Annotated in this window: 10 protein-coding genes; 6 read left to right on the top strand and 4 right to left on the bottom strand. The window is 57.2% G+C overall.

Annotation, left to right across the window (positions count from 1 at the left end; translation table 11 throughout):
• Nucleotides 1–123: 123 nt before the first annotated feature.
• Nucleotides 124–1,068 carry a copper amine oxidase N-terminal domain-containing protein gene (locus tag GON22_RS07290; RefSeq protein ID WP_160395449.1) on the top strand — a complete coding sequence of 315 codons (945 nt, stop codon included), beginning with the start codon at nt 124–126 and terminating at the stop codon, nt 1,066–1,068.
• Between the two features lie 148 nt (nt 1,069–1,216).
• Here the strand turns inward: GON22_RS07290 and GON22_RS07285 are convergent, their stop codons facing one another.
• The 4 genes from GON22_RS07285 to GON22_RS07270 are packed head-to-tail and all read right to left on the bottom strand — an operon-like array spanning nt 1,217 to nt 4,948.
• Nucleotides 1,217–2,197 (bottom strand): sugar kinase, encoded by a 981-nt coding sequence (locus GON22_RS07285; RefSeq protein WP_160395448.1) that lies wholly within the window; start codon nt 2,195–2,197, stop codon nt 1,217–1,219.
• A complete protein-coding gene (gene kduD, locus GON22_RS07280) occupies nt 2,194–2,949 on the bottom strand; it encodes a 2-dehydro-3-deoxy-D-gluconate 5-dehydrogenase KduD (protein ID WP_160395447.1) in 756 nt (251 codons plus the stop codon). Before kduD ends, GON22_RS07285 begins: the two co-directional genes overlap by 4 nt.
• Before the next feature lie 26 nt (nt 2,950–2,975).
• Nucleotides 2,976–3,809: a 5-dehydro-4-deoxy-D-glucuronate isomerase gene (kduI, locus tag GON22_RS07275; protein ID WP_160395446.1), complete on the bottom strand. Its 834-nt coding sequence runs from the start codon at nt 3,807–3,809 to the stop codon at nt 2,976–2,978.
• 26 nt (nt 3,810–3,835) lie between these two features.
• Nucleotides 3,836–4,948: a glycoside hydrolase family 88 protein gene (locus GON22_RS07270; RefSeq protein ID WP_160395445.1), complete on the bottom strand. Its 1,113-nt coding sequence runs from the start codon at nt 4,946–4,948 to the stop codon at nt 3,836–3,838.
• Between the two features lie 110 nt (nt 4,949–5,058).
• Between GON22_RS07270 and GON22_RS07265 the strand changes: the two genes are divergently transcribed.
• The 5 genes from GON22_RS07265 to GON22_RS07245 all read left to right on the top strand — a co-directional run bounded on the left by GON22_RS07265 (nt 5,059) and on the right by GON22_RS07245 (nt 17,184).
• Nucleotides 5,059–5,937 carry an AraC family transcriptional regulator gene (locus GON22_RS07265; protein ID WP_160395444.1) on the top strand — a complete coding sequence of 293 codons (879 nt, stop codon included), beginning with the start codon at nt 5,059–5,061 and terminating at the stop codon, nt 5,935–5,937.
• A gap of 152 nt (nt 5,938–6,089) precedes the next feature.
• Entirely contained in the window at nt 6,090–7,952 is a 1,863-nt protein-coding gene (locus GON22_RS07260) for a DUF2264 domain-containing protein (protein WP_160395443.1), read from the top strand.
• 194 nt (nt 7,953–8,146) lie between these two features.
• Nucleotides 8,147–14,386, top strand: a complete 6,240-nt coding sequence (locus tag GON22_RS07255; RefSeq protein ID WP_160395442.1) for a fibronectin type III domain-containing protein — start codon at nt 8,147–8,149, stop codon at nt 14,384–14,386.
• A gap of 66 nt (nt 14,387–14,452) precedes the next feature.
• Nucleotides 14,453–15,646 (top strand): AraC family transcriptional regulator, encoded by a 1,194-nt coding sequence (locus tag GON22_RS07250; protein WP_160395441.1) that lies wholly within the window; start codon nt 14,453–14,455, stop codon nt 15,644–15,646.
• Between the two features lie 179 nt (nt 15,647–15,825).
• Entirely contained in the window at nt 15,826–17,184 is a 1,359-nt protein-coding gene (locus tag GON22_RS07245; RefSeq protein ID WP_160395440.1) for a glycoside hydrolase, read from the top strand.
• Nucleotides 17,185–17,326: the final 142 nt, after the last annotated feature.

Below are 17,326 nucleotides of genomic sequence, written 5' to 3'. Positions count from 1 at the left end.
AAATGAGGTATACACCGCACAAGGGGGAACATTGCTAAAGCTGCTGGGTGCAGTGCCTGCTAGGTGCAGTGAAACAATCTGAGCCATGATCACGTCTATCCAGTAAAAGGGAGGCGTGTAACAATGAAGAAATTTGTTTTGGCGGCGGCAGCCGCAAGCTTGCTGCTTGTATCCGCAACTGCCTACGCAGGTGCGCCTGATCAGAGCATCGCCACAAGGAAACGAGTCGAGCTAAGCGCTGAAACGATCAATGATCATGGGCGATTGCTAGTGCCGATTCGCGTGATTGCAGAGACAATTGGCGCGACCGTAACATGGAATCCGAAGTCCCGCACGGCCGCTATACATAAATGGACAGAAACGGTGAAGTTCACCGAAGGGAAGGACAAGGCGTATTTTGCCAAACGGTATGAGTCCGGCTTATTTGCGCTTCATGCGACGGTTAGGGTCGCCAATAACCAAGTTTATGTCCCAGTCCGCTTCCTCTCGGATTTCTATGGCTATCAACTTACAACCAAGGATGGCAGGGTGACGATCAACTCGCCGTTTAGCCAGTATGAGCAGCAGCTGTTATCGACGGGCGAGCTTGCGAGTGCGCGGAAGTACGTGATGGGCAAAGCTTTGCGTAATGAACATTTTGCAAACAAGCCTATTCCATCCTTGCCGAAACAATGGGAAGGCTATTCCACAACCTATCTATTCCCGGTCGGGGAAGCCAACCGTTTCTATCTCCTTTCTGAATACACCGTTTGGTTTTATGAACGCCAGGGAGATTTCTTCGTCGTCACATGGGAAGCGAATATTCCAGTCGGCACGGATGATATGCAGCACTCGTTCCTGAACGGTGAAATTACAGACGCCACAGGCCCTAAGCCTGTCCAAGGCAAAGATTTTTTCTATTACCGCATTGGCGAGGCGATGACGACGACCATCATTACGGCGGGCAAGCTCGCGAATGACGGCACGGTCACAGAGACAGGCATGAAACGGGTTGTGGATGGGGAGAAGGCTATTGAAACCGGAACGTTGGACTTGAAGCTGCCGGGGGAGAAGCGGAAAGAGGCGTAGCTGCGGCAAATAAGCGGCATTGGACCAAAAGCCAGAAAAGGCGGTGCGGGGACAACCTTCCCAGCACCGCCATTTTTGATTTTTAAAACGGGAGAAGCACAGCCAGAACCGGAAGCGGATCCAGCCTGGTACCGCAGGTCATTGATTGCTATCTCTCAACATGTCGCTTGTCCAATAGAACGGATTCCGCTTGGCTCCATGTCGGCAGGCCTTCCCAGTCTCCCTCGGCTTGAACGACGAGCGAGCCGACCAGGTTGCCGAGCCTGACAGCCTCCGCTGTCGAGTGCCCCTTCAGCAGGCCGGCGATAAAGCCAGCGCAGAAACCATCGCCAGCTCCGACAGCGTCTGTGACGCGTTCGACCGGAAAGCAGGGAATGCGGGTCAGCTGCCCTTTTTCCAACAGAAGCGTTTCGGTCCGGCTGCCCTTCACGACGCTTGCCGCGTCTAACTGACGAAGCCTATCCATAACTTGTTCAGCATCCTCTGTCTCGTACAGCAGCATGAGCTCGTCCATGCCGGGGAGGAAGTAGTCGGCCTGTTCAGCGAGCGCGAGCAGTGTTTCCCTTGCATCCTCCAAGCTCCACAGCTTAAGCCGCAGATTAGGGTCAAAGCATACTTTCACGCCGTTCCGGCGGGCGATCCTAACCGCTTCAAATACGGTTTCCTTGCAGGAAGCGCTCAGGGCGGGCGTAATGCCCGTCACATGCAGCATGCTGGCGCCAGCGACATAAGCCTCATCTAGCTCAGACGGCTGCATGGCGCTCATTGCGGACAGCTTGCGGTAATAGTAGACCGATGCCCGGCCAGATATCTGTTCCCGCAGCATCAGCCCTGTTGGCCGCTCGCCATCCTGCGCGGCACGCGACACATCGACGCCTTCCCCGCGCACGCGGGTGATAATTGACCGGCCAATCGGATCGTTGCCGAGCTTGCCGAACCAGCCGGCACGGATGCCGAGCCGGGCAAGGCCGATCGCGACGTTCGTCTCCGCTCCGCCGAACGACAGCTCGAGCCCATGGGCATACTCGATGCCTTTGGCAGAAGGAGCGATGAGCAGGCCCATCGATTCTCCGAATGTAATGGCGTAAGGCTCCCGCGGTTGCTTCGGCTGCTCTTGTTGTGGAATCATCGAACCATCCAGCCGCCGTCGACGCATAAGACATGCCCGTTCACGTAGTCGGAGGCGCGGGAGGCGAGGAAGGTGATTGCGCCTTTGAGATCGTCATTCGTTCCCCAGCGCCCTGCGGGAATCCGTTCGAGAATTTGCCGGCTGCGGGCTTCGTCCGCGCGTAGCGCCGCCGTATTGTCGGTTGCCATATAGCCGGGTGCGATCGCATTTACTTGTACGCCGCGCGAAGCCCATTCGTTCGCCAGCGCTTTGGTCAGCCCGGCAACGGCATGCTTGCTCGCCGTGTAGCCTGGAACGTTGACGCCGCCTTGGAACGAGAGCATGGAAGCGATGTTGATGATTTTGCCGGACCCTTGCGCAAGCATTTCGGCGCCTGCCAGCTGGCATAAGGTGAAGACGGAATCGAGATTCGTCGCCAATACGGCCTGCCAGTCGGCAAAGGCGTGTTCGGCAGCCGGGGCGCGGCGAATAATGCCGGCATTGTTGACAAGAATATCGATTCGGCCGAAAGCCGCTTTGGCGTTATCGACGATGCCAGGGAGCGACGCTTGGTCGCTCACATCGGCCTTTACAACGATAGCGCGGCGCCCGATCCGCTCAATCGCCTGCTTCGTTTCGTCGGCCGGCGAGCTGTTCGTCACGAGCGTAACATCAGCGCCTGCTTCGGCCAGTGCGATGGCGAGTGCTTGCCCCAGCCCTCGCGCAGCGCCGGTCACGATCGCGGATTGGCCACTTAAGTTGAACAGTTCCATCCTTCGCTATCTCCCTTCACGCATTATTATTTCAAATCGCTCATCGCCACGATATCCATATCCTTAAACGTATAATTCTCGCCCGCCATCGACCAAACGAACGCATAGTTGCTTGTCCCTGCGCCAGAATGAATCGACCAGTTCGGCGAAATGACCGCTTGCTCGTTCGCAACGACCAGATGGCGCGTTTCGGATGGCTGGCCCATGAGATGGAATACCCGTGCGTCCTGATGAAGGTCGAAATACAAATAAGCTTCCATGCGGCGGTCGTGGAGATGGGCTGGCATCGTGTTCCAGATGCTGCCTTCCTTCAGAACCGTAACGCCGAGCATAAGCTGGCAGCTTTGTACGGCTCCGGCATGGATGTATTGATACAGCGTGCGCTCGTTGCAGGCCTGCATCGTGCCAAGATGGTTCGGCGTCGCGTTTTCCAGCGCGATTTTGACGGTTGGATAGACGGCATGTGCCAGCGTGGAGCAGAAATATAGTTTAGCTGGATTGGCGGAATCGGCGCTGGATACGCGCACGCTCTGTGTGCCTTTTCCGACGTACAGCGCGTCCAGCTTCGCCAGCTCGTAACGCTCGCCGTCAGCCTCGATCACCGCTGCCCCACCGCCGACATGAATAAAGCCGACCTCGCGCCGTTCCAGAAAATAATCGGTTTTCAACGTATCAGGATCGGCGATTTCCAGCGCTTCGGATGTTGGGAAAGCCCCTCCGATGACCATTCGGTCATAATGGCTGTAGACCATCGTTACTTGGCCAGCTTGGAATAAGTTTTCGATTAAAAACCGCTCGCGCAGCTCCTCAGTTGTTAAATGCCGTGCTTCTTGCGGGCTGGTTGCTTGTCTAATTTCCATGGTTCATCACCTCTAAGTGGATTTGGTTAAAAAATGCGCCGCTGCCAGCCGTTCAGCTTGGCAAAGGCTTCAATGTAATAGTAGTCGCCGTAAATAATCGAGACGTTGACGTTTTCTCCTGCTGGCTTATGCCCGGTTCCTTCCAGCAAAATCGCTTGATGCTCCGGCTTATCCCACGTTGCGTAACGCTCGGTCAGCGACTCCAGTATGCGCTCGGCGGCGCCTTGATAGATATGTTTCTGCGCTTGCGGCACATGCTCTGCGATTTCGATCAGGCCGGATGCGGCAATCGCCGCAGCGGAGCTGTCCCGCGGCTCGGACTCGGGCTGGTCGACCCGGAAATCCCACAGTGGCACCGCATCGTCCGGCAAGCAAGCGATAAAGTGATGCGCGGTCCGTTTGGCTGCGTCGAGATAACGCTGCTCGCCCGTGTAGCGGTAGGCCAAGGCGAAGCCGTACAGCGCCCAAGCGTTGCCGCGGCTCCATGCCGAGTCCGGCCCATGCCCTTGGCCGCCGAGCGGCTCGATAAATTCGCCCGTCTCCGGATTGAAGGAGAGAATGTGGACGACGGAGCCGTCCGGACGCAACCCATGGGTGAGAATCGTATCAGCATGGCGCATGGCGATGTGCTTGTAGCGCGGGTCGCCGGATTCGCGGCTGGCCCAGAACAGCAAGGGAAGGTTCATCATGCAGTCGATGATCGCCCAACCGGCCAGGTCCCCGTTCCAAGCGCGAATGAAGTTTCCAGCCGGATTGAATCGTCCCGCCATAAAGTCGGCAGCCCGCAAGCCGATGCGCAGCGCTTCTTGGTCTCCGGTCAGTTGATGCTTGATTACAGCGGTTGGCAGAAACTGAAAGCCGACATCATGATGCAGGTCCACTGGGTGCTGCAAGAAACACTGTTCAAGCTTCGAATCCCAATCCCATGCGGCCTGCTTGAACGCGTCATTGCCGGTCCAGTCATGCATCAGCCACAGCATGCCAGGCCAGAAACCGGAGGTCCACCACCAGTGCGGCATATCGTCATATAGCCCGTCTGCTCTTGCTACATGGGGAGACTTGTCCCCGATTTGCGCAAGCATGCTTTCGGCCTTGCGTTCAATTCGTTCCATCACTTTTGCCTTATAGGCAGCGTCCATTTCAATTCCTCCTTCTTGTCGTTATGGATGATTATAGAGGTTGGAGGGAGGGGGAAGTTGCAGTACAATGATTAAAAATACCGTTCTATTGTCCTAATGAGGGGGAGGCTATGAACCGGCTATTCGAGTTGCTGCAATTTCAAGGGAAGCCGTGCTTATGGGCGCATGCGATGCGTTCCACCGAGCATTTCAAAGGGTATTACCACTGGCATCAGGGATGCGAGCTGCTGCTCGTTCACGAAGGCGTCGGCAAAGTAATCGTCAATCAGCAAACCTATGATATCCGTAGAGGGATGCTGTTCTTTTTTCAGCCGTTTCAATTGCACAATGTATTTGTCGAGGCTGATACTGCAACGCCGTATGTGCGGACGGTGTTTCATTTTGATCCCGCGCCGCTTGAGCGGGGACTGGCCCCTTTTCCGCACCTGCATCAGTTGTATATGAAGCTGAAGCAAGGGATGATGACGGAGCAGGCGTTCGACATGACGGAGGAGCTTGACGTGCTCCTGCCCGCGTGCGAAGCGTTCAGCCGGACACGATCGCAGGCGCAAGGGAAGCAGCGGGCGAACGACGACGAGGAGGCGGCGTTGCTGCTATTGCAGTTTTTGTCCGCAGTGAACCGCCGATTGGCAGCTATGCAGCCGGGTAATGCGAGCGCAAGGACGCTTCGTTATTCGGAAGTGATTATGCAATGGGTCGAGGCGCACTATAGTGAAGCGTTCGAGCTGGAGCGGCTGTCCGAGGAACTGCATTTGTCCAAAGCGTACGTTTCCCGCGTGTTCCAGAGAGAGACCGGCAGCAGCTTGACTGATTACATAGCAGCGCGGCGAATGAAGGAGGCCTGCCGTTTGCTGCAAACGACGGATTTGCCCATCCGTATCGTTGGCGAACGCGTTGGCTTGTCCAATACGTCCTATTTCATCCGTGCGTTCAAAAAGGTTGTTGGCTCCACACCTTACAAATACAAACGAAACGCTGCCCAAACCTAGCGATTGCATCGCGGGTTTATTTTTTTGCACCAACAACAAGTAAGAAAATTTTCAAATGAGTCAGAGTTGTTTCTTAAATCGCTCCCGTTTGCTCCCTACTATAGAAATCAAGAGGCCGGCTTGCTGGCATGTACGTCTAAAGGAGCGAACAGATGACGAAGACGATCGAGGCGAACGAATTACGGACGAAAAGGGACGCACAACAAGCGCTGCTGCGGTTATGCGATCCGCTGCGCCCGTATTACAGCGAAGGCAGGGCAGGGCTTCACCTTGCGGATACCGGCGCGAAGTACGAGGACGGCATAGCGCGGATGGAGGCGTTCGCAAGACCGTTATGGGGATTGGTTCCGCTTGCGGCGGGAGGCGGCGAAACGGACTTGTGGGATGCATATGCCGAAGGCTTCCGCAACGGCACGAATCCCGCGCATGCGGAGTACTGGGGGACAACGGGGGATACGGACCAACGGTTCGTCGAGATGGCGGCGATCGGGCTGGCATTGTTATTAACGCCGGACCGCATCTGGGCTCCGCTGGACGAGCAGGAGCGCACACAGCTTGCGGCGTGGCTGGATCAGATCAATCGCCATGACATGCCGCAAAACAATTGGCGTTTCTTTATTGTCCTTGTGAATCTTGGGTTAAAGAAGGTCGGTGCGCCTTACGGCGAGGCGGCGATGAACCAAGCGCTTGCCTTTATCGACGAATGCTACTTGGGCGACGGATGGTATGCGGACGGCAAGACGGAGCAGCGCGACTATTATATCGCGTTCGCAATGCACTACTATGCGTTGGTCTATGCCGGGGTGATGGCTGGTGAGGATCCAGAACGCTGCAAGCGGTTTAAAGAGCGGGCGCGATTGTTTGCGCAGGATTTCATCTACTGGTTTGCCGAGGATGGCTCGGCGCTGCCCTTCGGCCGGAGCTTGACGTACCGGTTCGCGCAATCGGCGTTCTGGGGCGCGCTTGCTTTTGCCGGCGTAGAGGCGTTCGAATGGGGCGTTATCAAAGGGCTGGCGCTTCGCAATCTGGACTGGTGGCTGAAGCAGCCGATCTATACGAAGGAAGGGCTCCTCACGATCGGGTACGCCTATCCGAACATGCACATGGCGGAGGAGTACAACGCGCAAGGCTCGCCGTACTGGGCGTTGAAAGCTTTTCTTCCGCTGGCGCTGGATGACGGGCATCCGTTCTGGACGGCGGAGGCGAAGCCGCTGCCGAAGCTGAACGCTCGCGCCGTGCAGCCGCATCCGCATATGGCCGTCTGCCGGAAGGATGGGCATGTTGCCGCCTTCACAGCCGGACAATATGCGGCGTTTGAGCCGGTTGCCGCGTCTGCAAAATACGAGAAATTCGCCTATTCGAATTTATTCGGATTCAGCGTCAGCAACGGCGGTCTTGGGCTGGCGCAAGGGGCCTTCGACTCGATGCTGGCGTTTAGCGAAGAAGACGATTATTACAGGGGACGCCGCCAATGCGAAGCGTATCGCGTGGAGGAGCAAGCCATCTACGCGAGGTGGCGGGCTTGGCGGGATGTCGAGGTGGAAACGTGGCTGCTTCCAGGTCTGCCGTGGCATGTCCGGGTGCACCGCGTGCGGACGGGCCGGGGGCTGTTCGCGGCCGAGGGCGGTTTTGCAATTCCGCGCGCAGAGCTGCGTCCGGCGCTGGCGGGGGAGGGAGAAGAGCTTGGGCGCGATCGCATTATGCTGAAGCAATCGGGACTAGCCAGCGGCATCGTTAACCTGCTGGGCGAGCGGGAGGCACTGAACATTGAGGCAATGCCGAATACGAATTTGCTGCATCGCAGGACGGGCATCCCGACGCTGAAGGGCTATCTTCCGCCGGGCGAGCATTGGCTGGCTGCGGCTGTATTTGGCGGAAAAATGGCTGAGATGGCGGCAGAAGATGGTTGGGTGAACCTGCCAAGCGTTCTAGTGAAGCCGGACAGCATTGTTATTCAGTACGGCGACGACAGCGGCAGCGGCAGAAGCAGTTGGTCGATTGCGATTGGCACCTAGCAATAGTTGCGGACAGGTCCCCAGTGGCCTGTTTCTTTTAAAAAGAGATTTGAATGCGCTTACAATTACTGGTTGGGATGAGGGGGGTGAGCCAACGTCAGTGCCAGCATCCGCGTTAGCGTTAGCAACAGAAGCAGTTAGCGGATTTATTCAAGATTATCCGGCATCAACCATCGAACGAGAGGATGAGCAATATGATCAAAAAATATAAAACGATACTCGCTTTCATGCTGACAGCGCTATTGGCGCTACAGCCGTTGTACACGTTGCAGGCGCAAGCGATGACGGCCGGGCAGCTTCCGCCTGGCGAAGTTATTTTGTCGCAGGCGAATATCGACGAGGGCATTTTGAATCCGGAAGCCCCTGCATACGGCAGCATCGGAAAATCCGCCGTGCAGGGCGAGCCGTTCACGGAGGCACTGCGCCTCACGACGGCGGCAGAGCCGTCTGCGGACTATTTGCTGCAGCTCGAAATGCCGATTCATGCAGCGATTGAGAAGGATGACGTCATTCTCGCGAGCTTCTACGCCCGGACGATCAGCTCGACGCATGAGACGGCAGAGGGCAAGGTGACGCTCGTCATGGAGCGCGAAGGCACTTGGGAGAAATCGATTAAGGAAACGATGTCGATTCCGCCGCAGTGGAAGCAGTTTTTCGTGCCGATCAAGGCGGCGCTATTGATGGAGGCGGACCAGTCGCAGGTGACGCTGCGGTTCGGCTATAAGCCGCAGGTCATTGAGATCGCCGGGCTGCAGGCGGTCAATTACAAGAAGGCGGTAACGATCGACGATTTGCCGAGCACGCCGGTTTATTACGAGGGAATGGAGCCGGACGCGCCATGGCGCGCAGAAGCCGATCAGCGTATCGAGCAATACCGAAAGGGCGACCTTGAGGTTGTCGTGCTGGATAAAGACGGAAAGCCGGTTCAAGGCGCTGATGTGCATGTTGCAATGACCAAACATGATTTTCATTTCGGTACCGCGGTGAACAGCAGCATGATTTTTGGAACAGGCGCGGATGCGGAAATGTACCGGAACAAGCTGAAAGAAAATTTCAACGCGGTTGTCATGGAGAATGAGCAGAAGTGGCCGTGGTGGGAGGGCGATAAGGCGCGCGCGGCTCGGCTGTACAATTGGCTGGGCGAGAACGGGTTCGACGTGCGCGGGCATACGCTTATTTGGGACGGGCAGACCCGTGTGCCGAGTGATATTCCCGGAATGGTTGGCGATAAAGAGGCGTTGAACAAGCGCATTCGGGACCATATGGACGAAGTAGCGGGCTACTTCAAAGGGCGTCTCTATGATTGGGACGTTATTAACGAGCCGACCGCCAATAAGATGATTCGCGGCGTTTATGGGGATACGATTGCCGCCGACTGGCTGAAATATGCCAAGGAGGCCGATCCGAACGCCAAGCTGTACATTAACGAGACGCAAATCTTGGGGCTGGACGCGCCGGTCATCGGGCAGTTTTCCAATTTCCTTCAGGTGATGAAGGATCAAGGCGCGCCACTGGACGGCATCGGCATTCAAGCGCATTTTGGCAGCACGCCAGTGAGCCCGATGAAATTTTACGATCAGCTTACGCATTTCACCCAATATGCCAATGAAATTGCTATCACTGAGTTCGATATGAACTCACCGCGCGAGGATATTCAAGCACAGTTTACACGGGATATTTTGATTGCTGCTTTCAGCCACCCGAACGTGGAATCCTTTATGATGTGGGGTTTCTGGGACGGTGCGCATTGGCAAAATAACGCGCCGCTGTTCCGTGCCGATTGGACGCTAAAGCCGTCAGGCGAAGAATGGCGCAGGCTTATCTATGATGAGTGGTGGACGGATGTGCAGGGCGCTACTGATGCGAACGGCTCGTATAAGACGCGCGGCTTTTATGGCGAATATGACGTGACGATGAGCTATGGCGGAGAGGTGCAGACGCTGCATGCGTCGCTGGCGAAAGGGGGAGCTAACAAGGTTACCATTACGCTCGGGGAGCAATCGAACAACGAGCTTAAGCCGTTCGTGCCGCTCCCTATCCCGAATGCTGGCGCAGACATTACCGCTCCGGTATGGCCATATGGCAGCTCCTTTATGGCATCGGAAGCGTCGCCTACTTCTGTATCGCTGGCATGGCCAGAAGCTTATGACAACAACGGAGTCGATCATTACCTCATCTATCAAAACGGCAGCTTGGCGAAGCAGGTTCCTTCCGATGTAACCGCATATGACGTGACGAACCTGACGAAGGGCCAAGCTTACACGTTCACGATTGTCGCGGTTGACGCCGATGGCAATCAATCAGCGGCGAGCCAGCCGATCCGCGCCAATACGGCCGCCGGAGACGACGATACGAAGCCGGGCTGGAAGAAAGGCTCGTATTTGACGGTAACGGAGCTTAGGCAGCATGAAGCGATGGTTAGCTGGCCGCGCGCGGTCGATAACGTGGAGGTGGCAGGCTACCGTCTTTATGTGAACGGCAAATACGCCGGAGATACGAACCAGCTTAGCTATAAGCTGACGGGATTGGCGGCATACGCACCGTATACCGTTCGCGTTGAGGTGAAGGATCAGAGCGGCAATATTTCCGTAGGCGGACCGCTTGCCGCATTCCGGACGTTAGGGGCAAGCGATACGGCAAGCCCAACGTGGAATGCGCCCGCTTTAACCGCTTCCGAGCTATCCTCGGATGGGCTGACGCTCGCTTGGACATCGGCGCAGGATAACCGGGGCGTTACGGCTTACCGGCTGTTTGAGGGGAATGAAGAGATTGTGACGCTGCCTGCGGATACGGCACGATTCCGCGTCGAAGGGCTGAAGCCTAATACACCGTACACGTTCCGGGTGGAGGCTGGCGACGCCGGCAACAACTGGTCGGACACCGGTCCGAGCGTAGCAGCCACGACATTGGCGGGCAGTGATGCTGAGGCGCCAACATGGCCGGACGCGAGAAGCTTGCAATATGCTGTGCTGACGGATCGCGGCGTCACGCTGAATTGGACCGCAGCGCAAGATAACATAGGCGTCTCCGAGTACCGTATTTATCAGGACGGCACGCTGCTCGGTACGGCTGCTGCCGATGTTTCCTCGTACGCTGTGGCGAATTTAGCTGCCGACCGCTCCTATGCGTTCCGTATCGAGGCAGTGGACGCCAGCGGCAATGTTTCCTCTGGCGGGCCTAATTTGGCCGTGCGGACATCACAGGGGCTTGTAAGGGAAACGCATAAGCTGTATCCGAGCGACGATGCCTTCACGCAAGCGCCTGCCGTATTCGGCGGGGCGGGCACGACGAACAACTTGAATTATCTCCGCTATAAGAATGCAGCGGGTGTGTCCGGCAGCGAGCAGAACAAAAACACGGGCAACAACAGAAGGGTGTACATGAAATTCCCGCTATCCGCCGTAACGGGCAACATTTATGAGGCGTCGCTCAATATGTACGTGTCAGCCGTGCAGACGGCGAACATGGACATTGCCATGGATGTGTACGCCACTGGCGACCAGTGGACGGAGACGTCCATTAACTGGGCGAATAAACCGGTGCAAGGCACGAAGCTCGGCAGTTCGGCCATTCGAAATCAGGGGTTTTGGAAAAGCGTCCCGGTCACCGATTACGTCGTTTCGGAAGCAAACGGGGACCAATACGTTAGCTTCCTGGTACAAGACGACGCATGGAGCGACCAGAACGTCGATTTCCCATCCAAGGAAGCTGCGAATGCGGCGCAATGGCCGTATTTGTCCGTAAGCACCGAGGCGCCAGCTACCGATACCGACGCGCCAGCATGGACCGGCGGCAGCCTTGCCGCATCGGATACGCAGCCGGACAGCGTTAGGCTTAGCTGGTCAGGCGCTTCGGATCAACGGGGCATTAATGGTTACCGCATCTACCGGGACGGCGCGCTCGCCGGCACGGTTGGGGCAGATAGGACAGCCTTCACGGCAACCGGGTTGACGCCGTCCTCCCCGTACGAATTCCGGGTTGAGGCGTTCGATGCGGTGCAGGAAAGCACGGGCGGCCCTTCGGTACAGGTTACGACGCCAGGTGCGGATGTTATGGTCCCGGCATGGCCGCAAGGCGCCGAGGTTATCGTGACGGAGGAGAGCCGCCACGGCGCATCGCTTCAATGGACGGCTGCCGAGGATAACTATAGCGTTGCCCAATACCGCATATATGCAGGCAGCGAGTTGTTGGCGACAATCGCGGGGAATGCGGCAGCTTATACGATTCAAGGCCTGCCGGCAGGGACCGTTACGGCGCTTAAGCTGATCGCCTTAGATAAAGCGGGGAATGAATCGGCGGCGCTTGATTTCCATGTCGCGACGGCTGCCCCAGACGCTGAATCTCCGACATGGGCGGGCGTTAGAACGCTGGCAGTCTCTCAACTGAGCGATACGGGCGCGCTGCTGGAATGGCCTGCCGCTGTTGACAACACAGGGATAACCGCTTATCGCATCTATCGCGGCGATTCGCTGGCGGCGGAGCTGCGAGGCACCGCTTCGCGCAACTACATTCAAGGGCTTGAAGCGAAGACGGCGTACACGTTCACGGCCGTAGCCGTCGATGCGGCAGGCAATACGTCAGCTCCGTTGGCAAGCGCGCCGGTGCGAACGCTGGCGCAGGACAGCATTGCGCCTGCCTGGCCGACGGGCTCACGCGTGACGGCATCGCTGGATACAGGCGGGGCTGAGCTGCAATGGGACGAGGCGGTGGACAATGAAGGCGTCAGCCGCTATGACATATACAGCGGCAGTGGCTGGATCGCATCAGTTAACGGCGATAAGTTGAGCTATACGGTAAGTGGCGCATCGGACAGTACGGCTGTCTACCGAATTGAGGCAGTGGATGCGACCGGCAATCGGACGCCGAGCAGCCTGCGCACGAACGACCCGGACATACCGGTTCCGGTCGATACGACACCTCCGTCCTGGTCCGGCAACAGCTCGCTGACGGCGAGTGGCATCACGTCTACGTCGATGGCATTAACGTGGACAGGGGCGTCCGATCCGTTGGGAATTGGCTTGTACAATGTATACATGAACGGTGAGCTGATTGGTTCCCCTTCGGTCGCGAACTGGTTTGTTGACGGGCTGCAGCCGGATACGGAGTACGCCTTCAAGGTGGAGGCGGCCGATACACTGAACAACTGGTCGAGCGGTGGCCCAACGTTAGCTGTGAAGACATTGGCGGCGTCGACAACGCCTGTAACGCCGCCAACCGGCGGGGCGGGATGGCCGATTACGCAGCCGGGCAACGGGCAGGCAACGATTCACGTATCCGGCTCTCAGCCGGTGGACGGGAAGGTTGCGGTGAGCGTCGATAGGAGAACGATTACGCAAGCTTTCGCCCAAACGAGCGAAGATGTGGATGGCAACCGGACTATCGCGATTGCGCTGCCTGCTTCGGCTGCAGCTGCTGTGAAGGGCTACACGTTCGAGCTGCCGGCCGATGTTCTTGGCCGCAGCGGCAAAGACAAGCGGATCACGCTTGTCACGCCGATCGGAAGCTTCGTGCTTCCGGGGAATATGCTTGCGAACAATGTGGCGGCGATGCAGCGCGATTCAGTCACGATCAGCATTGCAGAAGCAGGGCTGCCGAAGCAGGCAAACGTGAAAGGAACCGCCGGTCCTGTGCTGGAGTTGCAGGTGATATCCGGTGGAGAGGCTTTAGCGTATAGCAACCCGGATGCAGCTGTACAGGTGCGTATTTCTTATCAGTTGGCCGGGAAGCAGGACGTTGAATCGGTTTCCGTGTGGCGCATTGACGAGAACGGCCGCGCCGTGCTGGTGCCAAGCGGTTTCTACGATGCGGCAACGGGGCAAGTGACGTTCGAGACGAGCCAGTCCGGACGGTTCGCCGTTGCGGAATATGCCCCAGCATTCGAGGATCTAGGCTCAGTCGCTTGGGCGAAGCAAGCGATCCAAGCACTCGCTGCCAAGGGCATCGTTAACGGCGTATCGCCGAGCGCGTTCCAGCCGAAAGCGAACGTTAGCCGCGCCGACTTCACGAAGCTCGTGATCGAGGCGCTTGGCTTGGCCGGAGCGGCAGGAGAGGCGCGCGGCTCTGCTTTCCAAGACGTGTCTGAGCGCGCCTACTACTACGATGCGGTGTCGGCCGCTTATGCGCTCGGCATCGTCAATGGCGGGGGAGATGGGCAATTCCGCCCGGCCGCGCCAATCACAAGGCAGGAAATGCTGGTCATTGCAGCTAACGCCTTGAAGCATACGGGCCGGAGCCTGCCTGCAGCATCCGGGCTAGAGCTGTCGCTGTACGGTGATCGCGGGGAGGTGTCGCCTTATGCGTCCAGTTCGGTTGCGGCGATGGTGAAAGCAGGATTGGCGCAAGGCAGCGATAATCGAATCGAGCCGAAGCGCACGACGACGCGGGCAGAAGCTGCTGTCCTAGTCTACCGCCTATTTAATTACGTCTATCGCTAAATATAAGCAAAAGCGCCGTGCCGATGTCCTTACGTTGGCACGGCGCTTTTGTTAGGGGAGACCGAAATGATGAACGATCGAATTGTGCTTGTTGGGGTGGATGAAACGAATTTGGAACGGATAATGGGGAAGCTGGCGGCAATAGTAGAGGCTTCCTCGGAGGAGGTTGCAATTGACGCCTTAGCGGTCGATAGCGAGCAAGCCTGGCTGTGGCTGCGCCAACATTATGCGGATATTTGCATTGTCAGCACCACGGCTGCAGGCTGGAAGCGATTGCTAGACAACATCCATCTTGATTGCCCGTGGATGTGCGGCATTGCACTTGTATGTGGGGAGAACGAGCAGGGTCTATCTCGGCCAATTGGGCAGCTGGGCGCGAGAAGCCTGACGAATCCTGTAACACTTGGCGATTTGCCGGAGGCTGTCCGTCAGGCACGCTGGCAAATTGCAGCTGCTCGCAGGCATGAAGCCAATCAACTCATGCTGGCTCATTTGTCCCAGCATGGAAGCATGCTGGAGCGATGGCTAGAGGCGGTTGCATCGGTGCATGCGCATGTGCTGCCCGTCATTATCTCCGACACGCTGGCGATGCTGGAGGCGTGGACGGAGAGGCGCTTTGAACCAATCTGTGAGCTCGCACGAGCATGGACACGGTTTGCAGCTCACGAGCTGAAGAAGCAAGGCGTCGAGGTGCCGGAGGCGGGAGCGCCTCCGGCTTCTGCGCAGCCGCAGCCGCGGGTGTCGGCAGGGCTGGCTCCCACCGATATGAAGCCGCAGCCACGGGCACCGGCAGAGCCGCTGCGACCCAATGCGAAGCCGCCGCTAAAGCGTGAGGAGGCGCGGCTACTTTACCGCCTGCAGGCCGTGGAATGGCTGGAGCATGCGGCGGGTGGCATGCTTGCGGCAGCGGCGCAAGCCCGCTTGCGTGCGAAGAATGATCCGATCAGCGAAATTAAGTCGTACATCGAGTCCAATTACGCGCGCCAGTTCACCTTGGGCGAGCTGGCCGCCCATGTGGCAGTCAGCCGTGGGCATATGGCGAAGATGTTTAAAGCGCATACGGGCATGACGATATGGGCGTACTGCATTGCGACTCGGATGCGGGCGGCCAGGGAGCTGCTGCTGTCTACTTCTTTGAAGAGCTATGAGATTGCGCTGCGCGTCGGTTACGGGAACAGCATTCATTTTTCGAGAGTGTTTAAGAAGCACCACGGCATGAATCCGGTCGATTACAGGAGCAAGTTCACGGGCAAGCGGTGATGGGCGGCCATTGGCTGCAACGTGACTGTCAATACGGGCCGAGCTTCGATTGCGGCAGCACCGCAGCCATTGTGCAATTGCATACGATCCATGCAGTAAATCGGTTTTTTGCCACAGTTACTTGTAAGCGATTCCAATCTAACATAAGAGGCAAGAACGGAATAAGGAGGCTAACCGTAATGAAGGCTCGAATTGGAATTGCGAGAAAGAGGTGGCTGGCGGCTCCCCTCGCCCTGGCGCTGCTGCTGCAGTCACCCGTTATGCCCGTGGCGCACGCGGCGACCAGCACGGTGACGGTCTACAAGAGTACGGCGTATCAGTCGATTTGGGGATTCGGGGCGGCGGCGAACCATCCGGTCAACGAATTGAAAACGAATTACAGCGCGGGCGTGCAGGCCGAAATTTTGGATAAGCTGTTCCGAAGCGACGATTCGAACGCCGGCTTGTCGATTGTCCGGCTTGAGATCAATCCGTATACGTCGGCTCAGGATTCGGTCCAGCGAACGTTCATGCCCGCAGATGGCGTCTATGACTGGAATACCGACGGTCATCAGCGATGGTTTGCACAGGAGGCCGAAAACCGCGGCATGAACCAGTTCTACGCCGTGCCGTGGAGCCCGCCCGGCTGGATGAAGGATAACGGCTCGCCGAATAACGGCGGGCATCTGCTTGCCAGCAATTACGATAAGTTCGCTAATTATTTGAAATCGTACGTCGACTACTATCGCAATACGCTAGGCTTCAACATCAAATGGGTTAGCGTCCAGAACGAGCCGGACTTGGCGACGCCATACGCCTCGGCGCAATATACGAATCAGGAAATGAACACGGTACTGGCCAAAGCGGCGGACGCCATTCATAGCCTCAATCAGGGGGTGCTCGTAGGCGCGCCAGAAGGCTCGAACCGAACCGCCTCCAACAATTACATGGTGAATATGAGCGAGGCAACGCGAAGCAAGCTGGATTTCGTAGCCGTTCATGACTATGGCACCTATACGGACGTGAATCATTTTGGCAAGCCCACGTTAAGCACCGAAGCATGCGATTTTCAGAACCCGAACGATCCGACAATTACGGACGGGTTAAAGTGGGCGAACATGATCGCTGCCGATTTGAAGCGGGGCGAGCGGGGGTGGCTGTATTGGTGGGCGGTTAATCCGGCGTCCAATACGACTGGAGAGGGGCTGATCAATCTTCAGCCGAACGACACGTATGCCGTCAATAAGCGGCTCTACGCGTTGGGGCAATTTAGCCGGTATTTGCGCCCGGGCGATACGCGGGTGCTGGCTTCCTCCAGCGACAGCAACCTTGTATCCGTCGCCGGGACGAATGCGACGGGAAGGGCGTCGGTCGTCATCATTAACAACAGCAGCAGCGCGATTACGACAACTTTATCCGGCCTGACGATGTCGAAGCTGTCAGCTAGGCGCACGAGTGCGACGGAAAGCTTGGCGAAGCTGGCGGATTTAGCTGTCACGGGCGGCTCGGTACAGGTTACGCTTCCGGGCAAATCGATTACGAGCTTCTCCGAATTTTAACAGCAATTAACGCAAGCTTGCTGCCCTGAACCGGGCGGCAAGCTTTTTTTAATGTGGTAAATTATTTTTCGAATGAGTAACAATTGTTGATGCCGTCCATAGCCCGGAAAATTATATCATGATGAAAACAAACAGAAAGAGG

It is taken from the genome of Paenibacillus sp. MMS18-CY102, assembly GCF_009789195.1.
In the GTDB taxonomy this organism is placed as follows: domain Bacteria; phylum Bacillota; class Bacilli; order Paenibacillales; family Paenibacillaceae; genus Paenibacillus_T.
This window is presented reverse-complemented; position numbering and strand designations above follow the sequence as displayed.

Bases quoted from the DNA above. Each gene is read 5' to 3' on its own strand.
- GON22_RS07290 (WP_160395449.1), top strand. From the start codon at position 124: ATGAAGAAATTTGTTTTGGCGGCGGCAGCCGCAAGCTTGCTGCTTGTA.
- GON22_RS07285 (WP_160395448.1), bottom strand. From the start codon at position 2,197: ATGATTCCACAACAAGAGCAGCCGAAGCAACCGCGGGAGCCTTACGCC.
- kduD (WP_160395447.1), bottom strand. From the start codon at position 2,949: ATGGAACTGTTCAACTTAAGTGGCCAATCCGCGATCGTGACCGGCGCT.
- kduI (WP_160395446.1), bottom strand. From the start codon at position 3,809: ATGGAAATTAGACAAGCAACCAGCCCGCAAGAAGCACGGCATTTAACA.
- GON22_RS07270 (WP_160395445.1), bottom strand. From the start codon at position 4,948: ATGGACGCTGCCTATAAGGCAAAAGTGATGGAACGAATTGAACGCAAG.
- GON22_RS07265 (WP_160395444.1), top strand. From the start codon at position 5,059: ATGAACCGGCTATTCGAGTTGCTGCAATTTCAAGGGAAGCCGTGCTTA.
- GON22_RS07260 (WP_160395443.1), top strand. From the start codon at position 6,090: ATGACGAAGACGATCGAGGCGAACGAATTACGGACGAAAAGGGACGCA.
- GON22_RS07255 (WP_160395442.1), top strand. From the start codon at position 8,147: ATGATCAAAAAATATAAAACGATACTCGCTTTCATGCTGACAGCGCTA.
- GON22_RS07250 (WP_160395441.1), top strand. From the start codon at position 14,453: ATGATGAACGATCGAATTGTGCTTGTTGGGGTGGATGAAACGAATTTG.
- GON22_RS07245 (WP_160395440.1), top strand. From the start codon at position 15,826: ATGAAGGCTCGAATTGGAATTGCGAGAAAGAGGTGGCTGGCGGCTCCC.